The organism is Paraburkholderia jirisanensis (assembly GCF_054782355.1).
On the sequence record NZ_BAAGSQ010000026.1, the window covers coordinates 324,370 to 339,347 of the forward strand.

A 14,978-nucleotide genomic window follows, 5' to 3' on the forward strand; every position below is an offset into this window, starting at 1 on the left:
GGTCTTTTCAGCGCATCTACGCGTTGTCCGTACACCGCCTTCGAACGCTGTTTAGCGGGCGATATTCGTATAACTAAATAGGAGACTCCCATGAATCGGGCTTCCGGGTTTGTCATCTGGATCGCGGTTGCGCTATGCGGCGCCTTCGCGTTCGGTACCATCGCGCTCGCGCAAGGCGAGCGGGTCAGCGCGTTATGGATCGTGATCGCCGCAGTCTGCGTTTATCTGATTGCATACCGTTTCTACGGCCGCTTCATCGCGAACAAGGTGTTGCAGCTCGACGGCAATCGCGTGACGCCGGCCGTCAAACACAACGATGGCCTCGACTACGTTCCTACCAACCGCTTCGTGCTGTTCGGCCATCACTTTGCGGCGATCGCCGGCGCAGGGCCGCTGGTCGGCCCGGTGCTGGCTGCGCAGATGGGCTACCTGCCGGGCATGCTGTGGATTCTCGCCGGCGTGGTGTTCGCGGGCGCGGTGCAGGATTTCATCGTGCTGTTCATTTCCACGCGGCGCGACGGCCGTTCGCTCGGCGATCTGGTGAAGATGGAACTGGGCACGGTGCCGGGCGTGATTGCGCTATTCGGCACGTTCCTGATCATGGTGATCATCCTCGCGGTGCTAGCGCTGATCGTCGTGAAGGCGCTGACCAACTCTCCGTGGGGCACGTTCACGGTGGCCGCGACCATTCCGATCGCGATCTTCATGGGCGTCTATACGCGCTTTATCCGGCCGGGGCGCATCGGTGAAGTCTCGATAATCGGCTTCGTGCTGCTGATGGCGTCGATCGTGTTCGGCCAGCACGTGCACGATTCACCGGCACTCGCCGCGTGGTTCACGTTCAGCGGCACGCAGCTCACGTGGATTCTGATCGGCTACGGTTTCATCGCATCGGTGCTGCCCGTGTGGCTACTGCTGGCGCCGCGCGACTACCTGTCGACGTTCCTGAAAATCGGCACGATCCTCGGCCTGGCGATCGGCATTCTGTTTGTCGCGCCGGAACTGAAGATGCCCGCGCTGACGAAGTTCGTCGACGGCACCGGCCCGGTCTGGTCCGGCAGTTTGTTCCCGTTCCTGTTTATCACGATCGCGTGCGGCGCGGTGTCCGGCTTCCACTCGCTGATCGCGTCCGGCACCACGCCGAAGCTGATCGACAACGAACGCAACGCACGCTTTATCGGCTATGGCGCGATGCTGATGGAATCGTTCGTCGCGATCATGGCGCTGGTGGCCGCGTCGGTCATCGAGCCAGGCATCTACTTCGCGATGAACGCGCCGGCCGCGGTGCTCGGCACGACGCCGGAGGCCGTCGCGCAAACGGTATCGCAATGGGGCTTCATGCTGACGCCGGAGATGCTCACCGAAACCGCGAAGGCAGTCGGCGAAACGACGATCATCGCGCGTGCCGGCGGCGCGCCGACGCTCGCGGTCGGTATGGCGCACATCCTGCACCAGGCGCTGGGTGGCGAGGCGATGATGGCCTTCTGGTATCACTTCGCGATTCTGTTCGAGGCGCTGTTCATTCTGACCGCGGTCGATGCGGGTACGCGTGCGGGCCGCTTCATGCTGCAGGACCTGCTGGGTACCTTCCACCCGGCGCTCAAGCGTACGGAGTCGCTGCCGGCCAATCTGGTCGCCACCGCGCTATGCGTTGCCGCGTGGGGATACTTCCTGTATCAAGGCGTGGTCGATCCGCTCGGCGGCATCAATACGTTGTGGCCGCTGTTCGGTATCTCGAACCAGATGCTGGCCGGCATCGCACTGGTGCTGGGCACCGTCGTGCTGTTCAAGATGAAGCGCGAGCGCTATGCATGGGTCACGCTGGTGCCGACTGTCTGGCTGCTGATCTGCACGCTGACGGCGGGCTGGCAAAAGATCTTCGACGCAAACCCGAAGATCGGCTTTCTCGCGCATGCGGCGAAGCTCAGCGAGGCAGCAGACGCAGGCAAGATCGTTGCACCGGCGAAGTCGCTTGAACAGATGCAACGCGTCATGTTCAACGACTATGTCGACGCCGCGCTCGCAGGCCTGTTCATCTTCGTGGTCGTCAGCGTGGTGGTGTACGGCGTATTGGCTGTTCTGCGCGCACGGCGCGCCGATCTGCCCACCGCGCATGAAACGCCGTTCGAAGCGATGCCGGCTACCACCCGCGCCAGCGGCGCCCATTAAACAGGAGCGCGCGATGTTCTCGGATCTTCGCGACGACGTGCGCAGCGCCGGCCGTTATCTGGGTCAGACCTTGCGTCTGATGGTGGGCGTACCCGACTACGACACGTACGTCGCGCATATGCGCGCGACCCATCCCGGGCAGCCGGTGATGTCCTATGAAGCGTTCTTCCGCGAGCGGCAAAACGCGCGATACGGCGCGGGTGCCGGCAAGTGCTGCTGACAGCCTGAACTCGAACTGAATCGTCGCGCGCAAAAACCGCGTGCGCAAAAACAAAGAGCGCAACGGCTTACACCGTTGCGCTCTTTTACCTGGGGCTCAGCAAGAAGCGATGACCGCGCTCAATTCACCGCAGCAGCCGTTTCAACCTTCTTACCCTTACCCGGCGTACGCTTGATCTCGTCGAGCTTGATCTCGACGTGCCGCGAAAACACGTATTCAGCCGGGCGTTGCTTGTCGAGCGGAATGTCCTTCGCGAACGCGCCCGTGGTGCGCGGACCGTTGCGGCTCACCTTGAACGCCTTCAGCGGATGCGTGACCGTATCCATCACGGCCGTCGCTTCGAACCCGCAGTGCACCATGCAATCCGCGCACTTCTCGTAGTTGCCGGTACCGTACTTGTCCCAGTCGGTGGTGTCCATCAGTTCCTTGAAGGTCTTCACATAGCCTTCGCCGACCAGATAGCACGGACGTTGCCAGCCGAACACGGTACGCGCCGGGTTGCCCCACGGCGTGCACTGGTACGACTGATTGCCAGCGAGGAAGTCGAGGAACATGGCCGACTGGCTGAACGACCAGTTCTTGCCGTTGTTGCCGCGCTTGAAAATTTCGCGGAACAGATGCTTGGTCTTTTCGCGGTTCAGGAAGTGCTGCTGATCCGGCGCGCGTTCATACGCATAGCCCGGCGACACCGTGATGCCGTCCACGCCGAGCGGCCCCAACGTATCGAAGAACGCGGCCACGCGGTCCGGTTGCGCATCGTTGAACAGCGTGCAGTTGATGTTGACGCGGAAGCCACGGCGCTTCGCTTCGCGGATCGCGGCCACGGCCTTTTCGTACACGCCTTCCTGCGACACGGAATGGTCGTGCGCTTCCTTGTCGCCGTCGAGGTGCACCGACCAGACGAAGTACGGATTCGGCTCGTAATCGTCCATCTTCTTTTCCATCAGCAGCGCGTTCGTGCACAGGTACACGAATTTCTTGCGCGCCATGATGCCCTTGACGATTTGCGGCATTTCCTTGTGCAGCAGCGGTTCGCCGCCTGCGATCGACACCACCGGCGCGCCGCATTCATCGACTGCTTCGAGACATTCAGCCAAAGACAACCGTTGATTCAGAATCGGATCCGGGTAATCGATTTTGCCGCAGCCATTGCAGGCCAGATTGCAGCGAAACAGCGGTTCGAGCATCAGTGCGAGCGGATAACGCTTATTCCCCGACAGGTGCTTGCGCATGATGTAGGCGCCGACCCGAACTTTCTGTAGCAGCGGAATAGACAAGACGGTTCTCCTTAAACTTCGCGTGCAGCGAGTGGTTGCGTCAACTTGGACGGCAACTTGAATTCAACTTTCTCTTCACGGCCCGACATCGTCGTAACGTCGACGGGCCCCAATGCGCGCAGCGCATCGATCACGTTTTCCACCATTTCTTCCGGTGCCGATGCGCCGGCGGTGATACCGACGGTATCCGCGTTCGCGAACCACTCGGCTTTGACCTCGGAGCCGTCGGCCACGAGGTAGCTCGGCACACCGCTTTCGCTGCCGATTTCGCGCAGCCGGTTCGAGTTCGAGCTGTTGGTCGCACCGACCACCAGCAGCACGTCGACCTGCACGCTCAATTCGCGCACCGCCGCCTGGCGGTTTTGCGTTGCGTAGCAGATGTCGCGCGTGTCCGGACCGACGATGTCGCTGAACCGGTTCATCAGCGCGTCGATGATGCCACGGGTGTCGTCGACCGACAGCGTGGTTTGCGTAACGTAGGCCAGAGGTGCGTCGAGCGGCAGTTGCAGATTCGCGACCTCGGCTTCGCTCTGTACCAGCAGCACCTTGCCGGGAATCTGGCCGATCGTGCCTTCCACTTCCGGATGGCCTGCGTGGCCGATCAGAATCAGTGTGCGGCCGGCGGCCACATACTGGCGGCCCTGGACGTGAACCTTCGTGACCAGCGGGCAGGTGGCGTCCAGCACGTCGAGACCGCGCTGCTCGGCAGCCCGTTCGACGCTTTGCGCGACACCGTGCGCGCTGAAAATGGCCACTGCGCCTTCGGGCACCTCATCGAGTTCTTCGACAAAGCGAGCGCCCTTTCTGCGCAGGTTATCGACCACGTGCCGGTTGTGGACGATTTCGTGGCGCACGTACACGGGTGCGCCGTGTTGCTGCAACGCACGGTCGACAATTTCGATCGCGCGTACAACACCCGCACAAAAGCCGCGGGGTTGAGCAAGGATGACTCGCATAAGCTGGCGAACTCCGACTGACGCGGGTTGGCGATAAAATCGGTAAAAACGACTCGATCGCCGCGTCGATATATTAGTTGACGTCTTAAAACCGACAAAAAGCCACAGGTTGAAGACCAAACGCGCATTCTAACGCTAACCCGATGGGTTTGCTTTATGCGCCTGCTCGTTGGTCGATCGGCCCTGGCAAAAATGACTCAATGCGCGGCTAGCCGGGAAACATTTAAAATAGCCAACCGCGCGGCAAGTGTTACTGCCGCATTCTGAATGTGGAATCTAGAGGCTCGCCGGATGGAAGTCCACCATTACAACCATTGCGAACATTGCGCTGTTGCAAACGCGCCGCACCTGCTGGCAGCGCGTCACACCGCTGCGGCGCTGTCCGAGGGCGCCGCATGAGCGCCGTGATCCTGTTCGTACTGGGTTGCCTCTCGCTGTTGATCTGGCTGGTGCTGCTGTTCGGGCGTGGCGGCTTCTGGCGCGCCCGGCCGGCCCCGTTAATGCCGGTGCAGGCGCGCGACACATGGCCCGCGGTCGCGGCGGTCGTGCCGGCCCGCAATGAAGCCGACGTGATCGCGCAGGCCGTCACGACGCTGTTGCAGCAAAACTACCCGGGCGCCTTCCACGTAGTCGTGGTCGACGATCACAGCACCGACGGCACCGCCGAGGCCGCCCGTGCCGCGGCGCTGAAGCTGCAATGCCCCGACCGTCTGACCGTCATCAGCGCAAAGCCGCTGCCGGCGGGCTGGTCGGGCAAGGTGTGGGCGCAGTCGCAGGGCATCGCGGCAGTCCGTTCACGGCGTGTACCGTGCGACTACCTGCTGCTCACGGATGCCGACATAGGCCATCCGGCTGAAGCCGTCACCCAGCTGGTGGCGCGCGCCGAAGCCGAACAGCGCGACCTCGTATCGCTGATGGTGCGGCTGCGCTGCGACTCGTTCTGGGAAAAGGCGCTGATTCCGGCGTTTGTGTTCTTCTTCGCGAAGCTGTATCCGTTTTCGTGGGTCAACAATTCGCGCAATCGCACCGCGGCCGCGGCCGGCGGTTGCATGCTGGTGCGCCGCACGGCGCTCAAGGAAGCGGGCGGCATCGAATCGATCCGCGCGGAGCTGATCGACGATTGCAGCCTCGCTGCACGCATCAAGCACCGTGGCGAAGGGCGCCACCCGATCCGGCTCGACGTCGCGGCGCGTAGTATCTCGTTGCGGCCCTATAACGACTGGCGCGAAATCTGGAACATGATCGCGCGCACCGCGTTTACCCAATTGCGCTATTCGCCGTTGCTGCTGGCCGGTACGCTGCTCGGCATGACGGTCATCTATCTGGCGCCGCCGGTCGTGGCGCTGGTGCTGGGGCCGCTCGGCTGGCCCGCGTGGCTCGCGTGGGCGGCGATGTGCGTCGCCTATGCACCGATGCTCGGTTACTACGGGCGCTCGCTGCTGTGGGCGCCGTTTTTGCCGCTAGTGGCGCTGTTCTACGTCAGCGCGACCTTTGGCTCGGCAGTACGTTACTGGCGTGGCAAGGGCGGGCAATGGAAAGCCCGCGTGCAGGCGCCAGTACAGGAACGATAGGACGCTCACCCGATGACCCTGCGCCGCCTGCTCTCCGCTATCGTCATCCTGCTCGTCGCGGCGCACGGTGCGCTGGCCGATGAACCGGGCAGCGGCCAGCCGGCAGCAGGCAGCGCGGAGTCGCAGACGGTCGAGGCGCCGCGCATCGACCGCCTGTCCGACTACCTGACGAAAAAATTCGGCCTCGCCAAAGAGAAGGCGGTACAGATTTCGGGCGCCGTGCGTACGGCGTCGGAAAAGTACGCGCTACCGCCGGCATTGCTGCTGGCGATCATCTCGATCGAATCGCGCTTCAAGGAAAAGGCGAAGGGCAAAAACGGCGCGACTGGCCTGATGCAGGTCGTGCCGAGCGCGCACCGGCCGCTATTGAAGAACGTCAAGGACCTGACCGAGCCGGACACCAACATCGAGGTGGGCTCGGCCATCCTGTACGGCTATATGAAGTCTGCCGGCGGCGATCTGAATGCCGCGCTGAAAAGTTATGGCGGCTCGAAAGCTTACGCGGAGATGGTCGGCGTGCGGGTGAAGTCGTTCGCGTCGGTGGTCGACGTGCCGGGCGACGCGGTTGCAACGGCGCCTTCCACATTGCAACTGGCTGCCTGCGACCGGCGCTGGACGACGGTGTGCATCGGGCCGGTAACTGCACCCGGCGTGGCTTCCGATGCGCTGGAGAGCTCGCAGACCGTGCCACAGGCTGTGGCGTTGCCGAATGTGATGATGCCGATCGCGCATTGACGGCCGCGCATCGACCGAAGCGTGTTGGCGGCAGCACGCATATCGAGCGGCACGACAGCGGGCGCGTCGTCCGCACCGCGCCGCTGCAAGCCGCTACCCCTGCGTCAGCATCATGTACATCTGCACGATCATGTCGGGCGAGAACGTGAACGGCACCCAGCCGTGACCGGTATGCCGCATCACCAGCAAGCGGTCGCCGTTCGACTGCTTCTGCACCGCCATCATCGGGTTTTTCGTCGACACGAAGCGCCAGCCCGGCGGCAGATTGGCGGGTACTTCGGGCTGCATCGACGCACGCGCGTTCGCCAGCTCCTCGATCAACTGACCGACCTGCAGCGGATGAAGCGATACCGTCTGGCCGTTGATCGATAGCGCGATTTCGTTCTGGCTCGGGCGTTCGACGTGCAGCATCGGCTTGGCATCGGGCGCAGCCGGCGCGTTTGGCGCGTTTGGTACGCCTGGCGCCGTGGCGACAGCGCTGGGCGCATTGGCCACCTCGGCCCGCGCGTCGCCATCGCCATGTCCGGCACCGACCGAAGACTCGTGCGCGCCTGTGCTTCCGCCGTCATTCTGCGCGGCATCAACGACCGTCGGCTCGACGGGCTCGGTTTCCTGGTGGGTATCGGGCGGCGCGGCAACCGCGGTTTCGCTATCGGCCGGTGTGGCCGGCCTGGCTGCTGCGGCAACGGCGGCCGCGGCGGCGCGAATAAGATCATCGACGCTCGCCTCGAGCGTGCCGATCTGTTCCTGAAGGTTCATGCGCAATTCTCTGATAAGACGCGCGATTTTACCTGCTGATGCACTGCTTTGACCCGGCTGAACCTGTCGACGTTGTAACAAAATGCAGCACGGCGCGTAAGCCGCGGCGCGAAGCTACGCGCGAACCGCAGCGCGACGGGCGTTGCCCGCCACCACGCACCTTCCGCGCGTCACCCCGCACGTCACCCTTTCACTTCACATACCCCGCTTCGCGGAACCAGTCGAGCGCATCCTTGAGCCCTTCGCGATAAGGCCGCGCGCGATAGCCGAGCTCACGTTCCGCTTTCGCCGACGAAAAATACATCTTGTTCTTCGACATACGCAGCGCGTCGACGGTGACGAACGGTTCGCGCTTCGTCACGCGCGCGACCGCTTCCGCGCCGAGTGCCAGCGGATAAAGCGGCCAGCGCGGCAGCGCGAGGGTTGGCGGTTTGCGGTTGGTCATCGCGGCGATGTCGGCGAGCATCTGCTGGAGCGGCAGATTTTCCCCGCCAAGAATGTAGCGCTCGCCGATCTTGCCGCGCTCGAGCGCAAGAAAGTGCCCTGCGGCGACGTCGTCGACGTGCACGAGGTTCAGGCCCGTATCGACAAAAGCCGGCAGCTTGCCGAGCGCCGCCTCGACGATCACGCGTCCGGTCGGCGTCGGCTTCACGTCGCGCGGGCCGATTGGCGTCGACGGATTGACGATGATCGCCGGCAGTCCATCCTGCGCAATCATCCGCTCGACCGCGCGCTCCGCCAGCACCTTGCTGCGCTTGTAAACGCCGATCGCCTGCTGCGGCGTCATCGGCTTTGTTTCGTCTACCGATTCGCCCGACCCGGTCACCTTCAGCGTCGCGACGCTGCTGGTGTAGACGATGCGCTCGACGCCTTCCTTCAGCGCCGCACGCATCGTCGCTTCGGTGCCTTCGAGGTTGGCGCGCTCGATCTCGCTCGGGTCGGGCGCCCACAGCCGGTAGTCGGCCGCGACATGCAGCAGGTAGCGCACGCCGCGCAGCGCGGCGCGCATCGACGCTTCGTCGCGCATGTCGCCGACGACGATTTCCGCGTCGAGCCCTTCGAGATTGCGGCGCGGACTGGTGGCGCGCACCAGCACGCGCACGGCAAAACCTTTCTGTTGCGCAATGCGCGCCACCGACGAGCCGACAAAGCCGGATGCGCCGGTCACGAGCATGAGATCGCGATTCTGGTCAGTCATTCCTGTTGGGTCCCTGCGTGACAGTCGTCGGATTGTACGTGGCCGGGGCGCGGCGTGCCGCGATCCGCAATCGACGATCCGTCGCGCAATGCAACGATGCTCGGCAAGCGAAGCGCGACGCGACTAGAATGCCCGCGTAAACGACTGTCAGAGGAACAGAGCATGACCAGCACGGATCTCGATTCGCGGATCGAAACGTACTATGTGCGCGTCAGGGGCATGGTGCAGGGCGTGGGCTTTCGCCACGCGACGGTGCGCGAGGCGCATGCACTCGGTATCAAGGGATGGGTGGCCAATCTCGACGACGGTTCCGTCGAAGCGCTGCTGCAAGGGCCGGCCAATGCAGTGGACCGGATGCTGTCGTGGCTGCGCCACGGGCCGCCTGCGGCACGCGTCACCGAAGTGGCCGGCGAAGAACGCGTGACCAGCAAGCGCTATGAGCGCTTCGAGCAGCACTGACGCGCGCCCGCAGCCGCCTGCGCGCCGTCAAAGCGCGCGGCGCCTGACGCGCGTCTGCCTTCACCGTGCAACCAGCAAGCTCTCGGCGAATCCCCAATCCTGTTCGACCCACTGCTGCTCGCACGCAAAGCCGGCATCGTCGGCAATCGCCTCGAGCTCATGCGCGCGATATTTGTGGCTGCTTTCCGTCCAGATCGTTTCGTCCGGTTCGAGCGTGACGTTCAGCTGCGCGCCGCGAATCTGCGCATTGACGCGACGCTTTGCCCGCAAATGCATCTCGACGCTGCGCGCTTCGGGATTGAAGCGCGCCACGTGCTCGAACGCGTCGAGTTCGAAGTTGCCGCCGAGTTCGCGATTGATGCGCGCGAGCAGATTCAGATTGAACGCGGCGGTCACCCCGATCGGATCGTCATACGCGGCGATCAGCGTGGGCACCGGCTTTTCGAGGTCGGTACCCAGCAGCAGCGCATCGCCGGGCGCCAGCATATTGCGGATATCGCGCAGGAAGCGCGTCGCCGCGAGCCGGCCGAAGTTGCCGATCGTGCTGCCGAGAAACAGCACCAGCAGCGGTTCGTCGTGCGAGCGCTGGTTGCTGACTTCAGCGAGGCCGGCGAGATAGTCGCGCTCATAGCCGACGATCGAAATGCGCTCGAGGTCGCCCAGTTCGCGGCGACATAATTGCAAAGCGGTGCGCGAAATTTCAATCGGACAATACGACGTCGACGAGGTCGGCCGCTTCTTGCAGAGCGCTTCCAGAATGCGGCGTGTCTTGCGGCCGCTGCCGCTGCCGAGTTCGGCGACGATCGCGTCGTGCGGCACGTGCGCAACGATGTCGGCGGCGTGCCGCGCGAGCAGGCGCTCTTCGGCGCGCGTTACGCCATATTCAGGCAACGCGGTAATGACTTCAAAAAGCGCGGAGCCCACCTCGTCGTACAAGTACTTCGACGGCAGTTCCTTTTGCGGCGCGCGGCTCAGGCCGGCGCGCACGGCTGCGGCGAATTCCGGTGAGACGTCGTGCGATAGGGCTGGCTGGGTCATGTGTGCTCCATGTTGTCGAGTTCGGGGACGGCATACGGCGAAGCAGGTGGTACGCGGTGCTGCGATGGCTTGAGTTGGACGATGGCGTGCCGCACGTTGAGAGGGGCACATATCCGGGGGTGCAACCGGCCGGCTATTGCGGCGTGACGGACGCTTCGTCAAGCAAGAATCGCGCTTGCGCGTGACGACGATGTGTCCTGCGGTGGATGAACCTGAAAAGGCGAAAGTTACGTTCTACGCCTTTACGCGAAAACATGCACGCATCCATTCGTATGTCTGTTTCACCTATAAGGCGTGTAACACCACTAGAATGCCCGCATCACGAAGGGCTGAACCGTTGCGCGATGTGAAGCCACGTATGATCGTGCGCTGCACACCGACAGCCGAAACAACGAAATCGCGGCACAGTTGAACCAGAGCTTGCATGAACCCAGATCCAGCCGCCACCAATCCTGCCACGCCGCACGCTTGTGCTAGCAGCGCATGTTCTGTTCCCAGCCGGGCGCCGCGCCGATGAACACTTACCAGCCCGGGCGCGGCATCGCATTTTCGGTCGGTGCATCGGCGCTGTTCGCGCTGTTGTCCGTCTACGCAAAGTTGCTCGCACCGCTGACGGGCCTCGACATTTTTGCGTGGCGCGTACTGTGGACTGCGCCGGGCGCATTGATCCTGGTCGCGTTGCGTTCGCGTGCGCCGCTGCTGCGCGCGCTGGTCGCGCGTGCATTCAGCGAGCCGCGCACTGCGTTCGCACTGGCCGTGAGTGCGGCGTTGCTCGGCGTGCAGCTGTGGGTGTTCCTGTGGGCACCGCTGCATGGACACATGCTCGAAGTGTCGCTTGGCTACTTCCTGTTGCCGTTGACAATGGTGCTGACCGGGCGGTTCTATTATCGCGAACGACTCGAGCCGCTGCAGTGGGCAGCCGTCGGCTGTGCGACGATCGGCGTCGTTCATGAACTATGGGTGACCGGTGCATTTGCATGGCCAACGCTGCTGGTTGCACTTGGATACCCGCCGTACTTCGTGCTGCGACGTCGCATCAATGCCGATTCGCTCACTGCATTTGCGGTCGAGATGTCGCTGCTGTTTCCGGTGGCTGCGGTGCTGGCGGCGCACGGCGGTTCGTTTGCGTTGCTGTCCGGCCGCGTCGACATGTGGGTGTTGTGGTTGCCGGGCCTCGGCGCGCTCAGCACCGTTGCGCTCGCAACTTATCTGAAGGCAAGCCGGCTATTGCCGATGGCGCTGTTCGGCATCCTCGGCTATGTCGAGCCCGTGCTGCTGGTGCTGGTGTCGGTGACGTTGCTGGGCGAGTCGCTCACGACACAGCAACTTGGGACCTACGTGCCGATCTGGATCGCAGTCGCACTGACGGCGCTGCATGGCGTGCGGCTGATGCGCTGGCCGGCGCAAGACTGAGCCGTTCGGATTGACGCCGCGGCACTAATGGCGCTCACTTGCCACGCCATGTACGCCGCCATGCGTGCGTCCCACCTTTGCTTCGATCGCTTCGCGTAGCGCCGGCCGCCAACCGATACTGAATAGCACCTCGGCAAGCACGAACAACGGTCCGATCATCAGGCCGATCAGATCGTCGACGAAGGCCGGTTTGCGGTGTTCATACGCTGCATGCCCGACGAACTGGAAGATCCAGCCGATCACGAACAGGCCGATGCCGCTCGTCAGCCAGACCGGCGTGGACTGTGCCGCAAGCCATTGTCCGCACGCGACGCACAGCACGGACAACACCGCCATCATCACGCCGAGCGAAACGTCGAGGATCAGGTAATAGAGCGTACCGCCGATAAACAGCGCCCATGCCGGCGAGATGGCCACCGGTAACGCACCGAACGTCGACGCCGGCCTGCCTGGCAGAACCGCGAGCGCCAGCACGATCATCGGAATGCCGACGCAGTGCGTGACGATGTTGCGCCGGTCGCGATGATAGGCCGCATAGTGGGCAAGTTGTTCCGTCAGCGTTCTCATGGATGCCGCTCCTGAAGCAAAGCCATCATAATCGCCGGCGGCTTGTGTTGAAACATTCGCGTATCCGACATTCCATTCCGTTTGGGGCTTTGCCTCTAGCGGGCCGACGATCATGACTTCAGCTTATCCATCGAACTCATCCGTTGCGGCAACGCTCGAGCGCAGCGCGTGGTTTTGCGCCGCACCGCCGCCGTTGCGGGCGCAACTGCTCGAACGCGGGCATACACGGTGTCTCGCTGCCGGCGAACGGCTCTTTAGCCGCGGCGATCCGGACGATGGCCTCTATTGCGTACTGGATGGCCTGATGCGAATCGGCGCAGCAAGTGTCGCCGGCAAGGAAGCACTGCTGGCGCTGATCGAGCCGGTGAACTGGTTCGGCGAAATCACGCTGTTTGACGAGGGCAGCCGAACCCATGATGCGTATGCCGTGCGCGCAACGACGCTGTTTCACGTGCCGCGCGCGGCGCTGATGGCGTTGCTCGAACGCAGCCCCGAATACTGGCGCCCGTTCGGCCTGCTGCTGACGCACAAGCTGCGCCTCGCGTTTGACGCGATCGAAGAGACAGCGCTGCTGCCGGCCGCACAGCGCGTCGCGCGCCGGCTGTTGCTGATGTCAGGCGGTTACGGTGCCGCGGGTGCATCGCGACGCGTCCTGAAAGTAGCGCAAGAAGACCTCGCGATGATGCTGGCCTTGTCGCGTCAAACGACCAACCAGATCCTGCGCCAGTTCGAAATGCGCGGTGCATTGTCGCTGCGCTATGCCGAGATCGAGATCGTCGACGCCGGCAAGCTCGCAGCGTTCGCGCAAACTGGCGCGGCTTTGGGCGGCAATATATCGCACGATGCCTGAGTGCGAGCGGAGCGGCGTTCCAAATGGGACGTCTACGCCACGGTCCGGTGTCTGGTGCGCTAGCGGGCCGCCGGTTTGCTGACAGCAGCATACTGGCCGCTCAGGTTATACGCGGTCTGAGCGTTGAGTTGACTGGCAATCTCTTCTACTGGGGTCGACGTTTCATCGTTGATCAGGCTCATCACCGTGTCTGCCAGCACAACAAAGGGTTCGACGTAAGGCCCGATCACAGGTATGTACGGCGTCAACACTGCTGCGAGGTCGAGCACGTGTCCTGCGAACGCTTTCTTGTCGGCTGCCGTCAGCGTTCCCTGCTGTGCTTTTGCGACGTACTCGCGCATGCCGGTTTCGGCGCCCTGGGCTGACTGGACCAGCGATTTCAGGTCGAGGAGTTTCATTCCCGGGATGCTCCATTCGACGGCCCTGCCCTCCGTTTCGACTCTGTGAGCAAGTGCGCCTAGCGTTCCCTGCACGCTGTGCGCGCTCTCTGCCAGCTCGATATAAGTTGCAGTCTCCTTTTCGCGCCGATTGTTGACGGTCGGCAATTCGGAATTATCGGCCGCATGTTCCGCCTGCGCCGCGAGCCTCGCACCGCGCTGGATGCCGGCTGCTTCGCTGTCGATCGATGCCTGCGTTTCGGCACCCTCGGCCTTGCCAGCACCGAGCCTATCCTCCGGCTTGAAAACGGTGTCGGCCGTTGGCGGAAGCGCGACTCGCATGTTGTTCACGCTTTTGTTGGCGAGCGCCGAAAACAGGTGACTCTGGTCGTTGATCTCAGCGAGGCAGCGCGTCAGCTCTGTCTGACGCTGCTGCATCAGTCGGACCACTTCCTGCCGGTCGGGCTGGCGATTGCCGGCAAACTGGGCGTTGACCGCTATTTCATTGGCGTCCAGATGTTCTTCGAATCCCTTCAACACCGCGTCCATCGTGGCGCTTCTGCGTTTGGCATTTTCCTGCAGCTTCAGATAGACATAGGCATCCTGGTTCAGATTGCGCTTGATGTCCTCAGCGCCAGCCTGTTCTGCATTGTCGTTGCGCCACTTGCGTAGATCTTCAACCTGCTGTCCCCACGCTTCGGACAAGGTCGTTTCGTCGCTGGCTTTGGCGTTTTCCACTGCATTTTGCAAAATCCGCTTCGCGTCGGTGGCCGAATACACCCAGTCTGCGGAGCCGGCGCCTTGAGCGCGCGGCACGCGGTTGTCGGCATCGAGCTGGACGTTGTTGCCTGCGTACGGTGCCGTGGCGGCCAGATGCCGGGCGCTGGTTCCGTTCCATGTTTTCAGTGCAGCGTCGAAGTTACGTTGCGCCTGCTCACATTTCGACTTTGCATCGTTGTAGATCGCTGCCAGTGCTTTTTTTGCGCCACCGCTACCCCTCGCGCTTTCAAAATCTCGCCTGGCGTCGTCCCTGCGTTGCTGAGCCTCGTTCAGCGCCGCTTGCGGTGCTTCGAGATCGTGCCGGTCGTGACCCTCGTCATACTCGACGGCGCCCCTGATGGTGTCGCCGGACTGGGCCCAAACGGCGTCGGAGTTTGCGGTGGGTGTTGTTCCGGCTGCTCGCGATACAGGTGTATCGCGCGACGACGTGAGTTCGTCGGTGTCGCGATTGCTGGAGTAAAACGTGTTGGACGTAGTGAGCATTGCAATTCAACCTTCAATCGAGAGAACTGGGCGAGGCGCTCGTGGAGCCTCGATGTCCGCGCCCTTGTAGAGCGCGGAACCAGACAGTAATCGGCAGCCCGGGCGTGACGGTCATGCCGGGATACG

At 63.0% G+C, this 14,978-nt stretch carries 14 protein-coding genes; 7 read left to right on the top strand and 7 right to left on the bottom strand.

Annotation, left to right across the window (positions count from 1 at the left end; all coding sequences use genetic code 11):
* The first annotated feature begins 90 nt into the window (after positions 1 to 90).
* The gene (locus ACYVNQ_RS17770; RefSeq protein ID WP_460903867.1) at positions 91 to 2,169 is read left to right on the top strand and encodes a carbon starvation CstA family protein; all 2,079 of its coding nucleotides are present in this window, start codon (positions 91 to 93) and stop codon (positions 2,167 to 2,169) included.
* Positions 2,170 to 2,182: 13 nt separating this feature from the next.
* Positions 2,183 to 2,389, top strand: coding sequence for a YbdD/YjiX family protein (locus ACYVNQ_RS17775; protein WP_460903868.1), 207 nt, complete (start codon positions 2,183 to 2,185; stop codon positions 2,387 to 2,389).
* 119 nt (positions 2,390 to 2,508) lie between these two features.
* Here ACYVNQ_RS17775 and hpnH read toward each other — a convergent pair whose 3' ends face one another.
* Positions 2,509 to 3,666 carry an adenosyl-hopene transferase HpnH gene (gene hpnH / locus ACYVNQ_RS17780; RefSeq protein WP_460903869.1) on the bottom strand — a complete coding sequence of 386 codons (1,158 nt, stop codon included), beginning with the start codon at positions 3,664 to 3,666 and terminating at the stop codon, positions 2,509 to 2,511.
* A gap of 11 nt (positions 3,667 to 3,677) precedes the next feature.
* A complete protein-coding gene (ispH, locus tag ACYVNQ_RS17785) occupies positions 3,678 to 4,622 on the bottom strand; it encodes a 4-hydroxy-3-methylbut-2-enyl diphosphate reductase (RefSeq protein WP_460903870.1) in 945 nt (314 codons plus the stop codon).
* Positions 4,623 to 5,017: 395 nt separating this feature from the next.
* On the opposite strand from ispH, the gene ACYVNQ_RS17790 reads away from it, so the two are divergent.
* Both ACYVNQ_RS17790 and ACYVNQ_RS17795 read left to right on the top strand, forming a co-directional pair.
* Complete coding sequence (locus ACYVNQ_RS17790) at positions 5,018 to 6,193, top strand: glycosyltransferase (protein ID WP_460903871.1); 1,176 nt, start codon at positions 5,018 to 5,020, stop codon at positions 6,191 to 6,193.
* Positions 6,194 to 6,211: 18 nt separating this feature from the next.
* Entirely contained in the window at positions 6,212 to 6,928 is a 717-nt protein-coding gene (locus ACYVNQ_RS17795; RefSeq protein ID WP_460904951.1) for a lytic transglycosylase domain-containing protein, read from the top strand.
* Between the two features lie 93 nt (positions 6,929 to 7,021).
* Here the strand turns inward: ACYVNQ_RS17795 and ACYVNQ_RS17800 are convergent, their stop codons facing one another.
* The gene (locus ACYVNQ_RS17800) at positions 7,022 to 7,687 is read right to left on the bottom strand and encodes a hypothetical protein (protein ID WP_460903872.1); all 666 of its coding nucleotides are present in this window, start codon (positions 7,685 to 7,687) and stop codon (positions 7,022 to 7,024) included.
* Between the two features lie 190 nt (positions 7,688 to 7,877).
* A complete protein-coding gene (gene hpnA / locus ACYVNQ_RS17805; RefSeq protein WP_460903873.1) occupies positions 7,878 to 8,885 on the bottom strand; it encodes a hopanoid-associated sugar epimerase in 1,008 nt (335 codons plus the stop codon).
* 162 nt (positions 8,886 to 9,047) lie between these two features.
* On the opposite strand from hpnA, the gene ACYVNQ_RS17810 reads away from it, so the two are divergent.
* Entirely contained in the window at positions 9,048 to 9,344 is a 297-nt protein-coding gene (locus ACYVNQ_RS17810; RefSeq protein ID WP_460903874.1) for an acylphosphatase, read from the top strand.
* A 60-nt stretch (positions 9,345 to 9,404) separates the two neighbouring features.
* On the opposite strand, the gene egtD is transcribed toward ACYVNQ_RS17810, so the two are convergent.
* Positions 9,405 to 10,382 (bottom strand): L-histidine N(alpha)-methyltransferase, encoded by a 978-nt coding sequence (gene egtD, locus ACYVNQ_RS17815; protein ID WP_460903875.1) that lies wholly within the window; start codon positions 10,380 to 10,382, stop codon positions 9,405 to 9,407.
* Between the two features lie 513 nt (positions 10,383 to 10,895).
* Here egtD and rarD point away from each other — a divergent pair.
* A complete protein-coding gene (gene rarD / locus ACYVNQ_RS17820; protein ID WP_460903876.1) occupies positions 10,896 to 11,795 on the top strand; it encodes an EamA family transporter RarD in 900 nt (299 codons plus the stop codon).
* Positions 11,796 to 11,819: 24 nt separating this feature from the next.
* Here rarD and ACYVNQ_RS17825 read toward each other — a convergent pair whose 3' ends face one another.
* The gene (locus tag ACYVNQ_RS17825) at positions 11,820 to 12,362 is read right to left on the bottom strand and encodes an Mpo1 family 2-hydroxy fatty acid dioxygenase (RefSeq protein ID WP_460903877.1); all 543 of its coding nucleotides are present in this window, start codon (positions 12,360 to 12,362) and stop codon (positions 11,820 to 11,822) included.
* A 112-nt stretch (positions 12,363 to 12,474) separates the two neighbouring features.
* Between ACYVNQ_RS17825 and ACYVNQ_RS17830 the strand changes: the two genes are divergently transcribed.
* Positions 12,475 to 13,212 carry a Crp/Fnr family transcriptional regulator gene (locus tag ACYVNQ_RS17830; protein WP_460903878.1) on the top strand — a complete coding sequence of 246 codons (738 nt, stop codon included), beginning with the start codon at positions 12,475 to 12,477 and terminating at the stop codon, positions 13,210 to 13,212.
* 59 nt (positions 13,213 to 13,271) lie between these two features.
* Here the strand turns inward: ACYVNQ_RS17830 and ACYVNQ_RS17835 are convergent, their stop codons facing one another.
* A complete protein-coding gene (locus ACYVNQ_RS17835) occupies positions 13,272 to 14,852 on the bottom strand; it encodes a hypothetical protein (RefSeq protein WP_460903879.1) in 1,581 nt (526 codons plus the stop codon).
* Between the last annotated feature and the right edge of the window lie 126 nt (positions 14,853 to 14,978).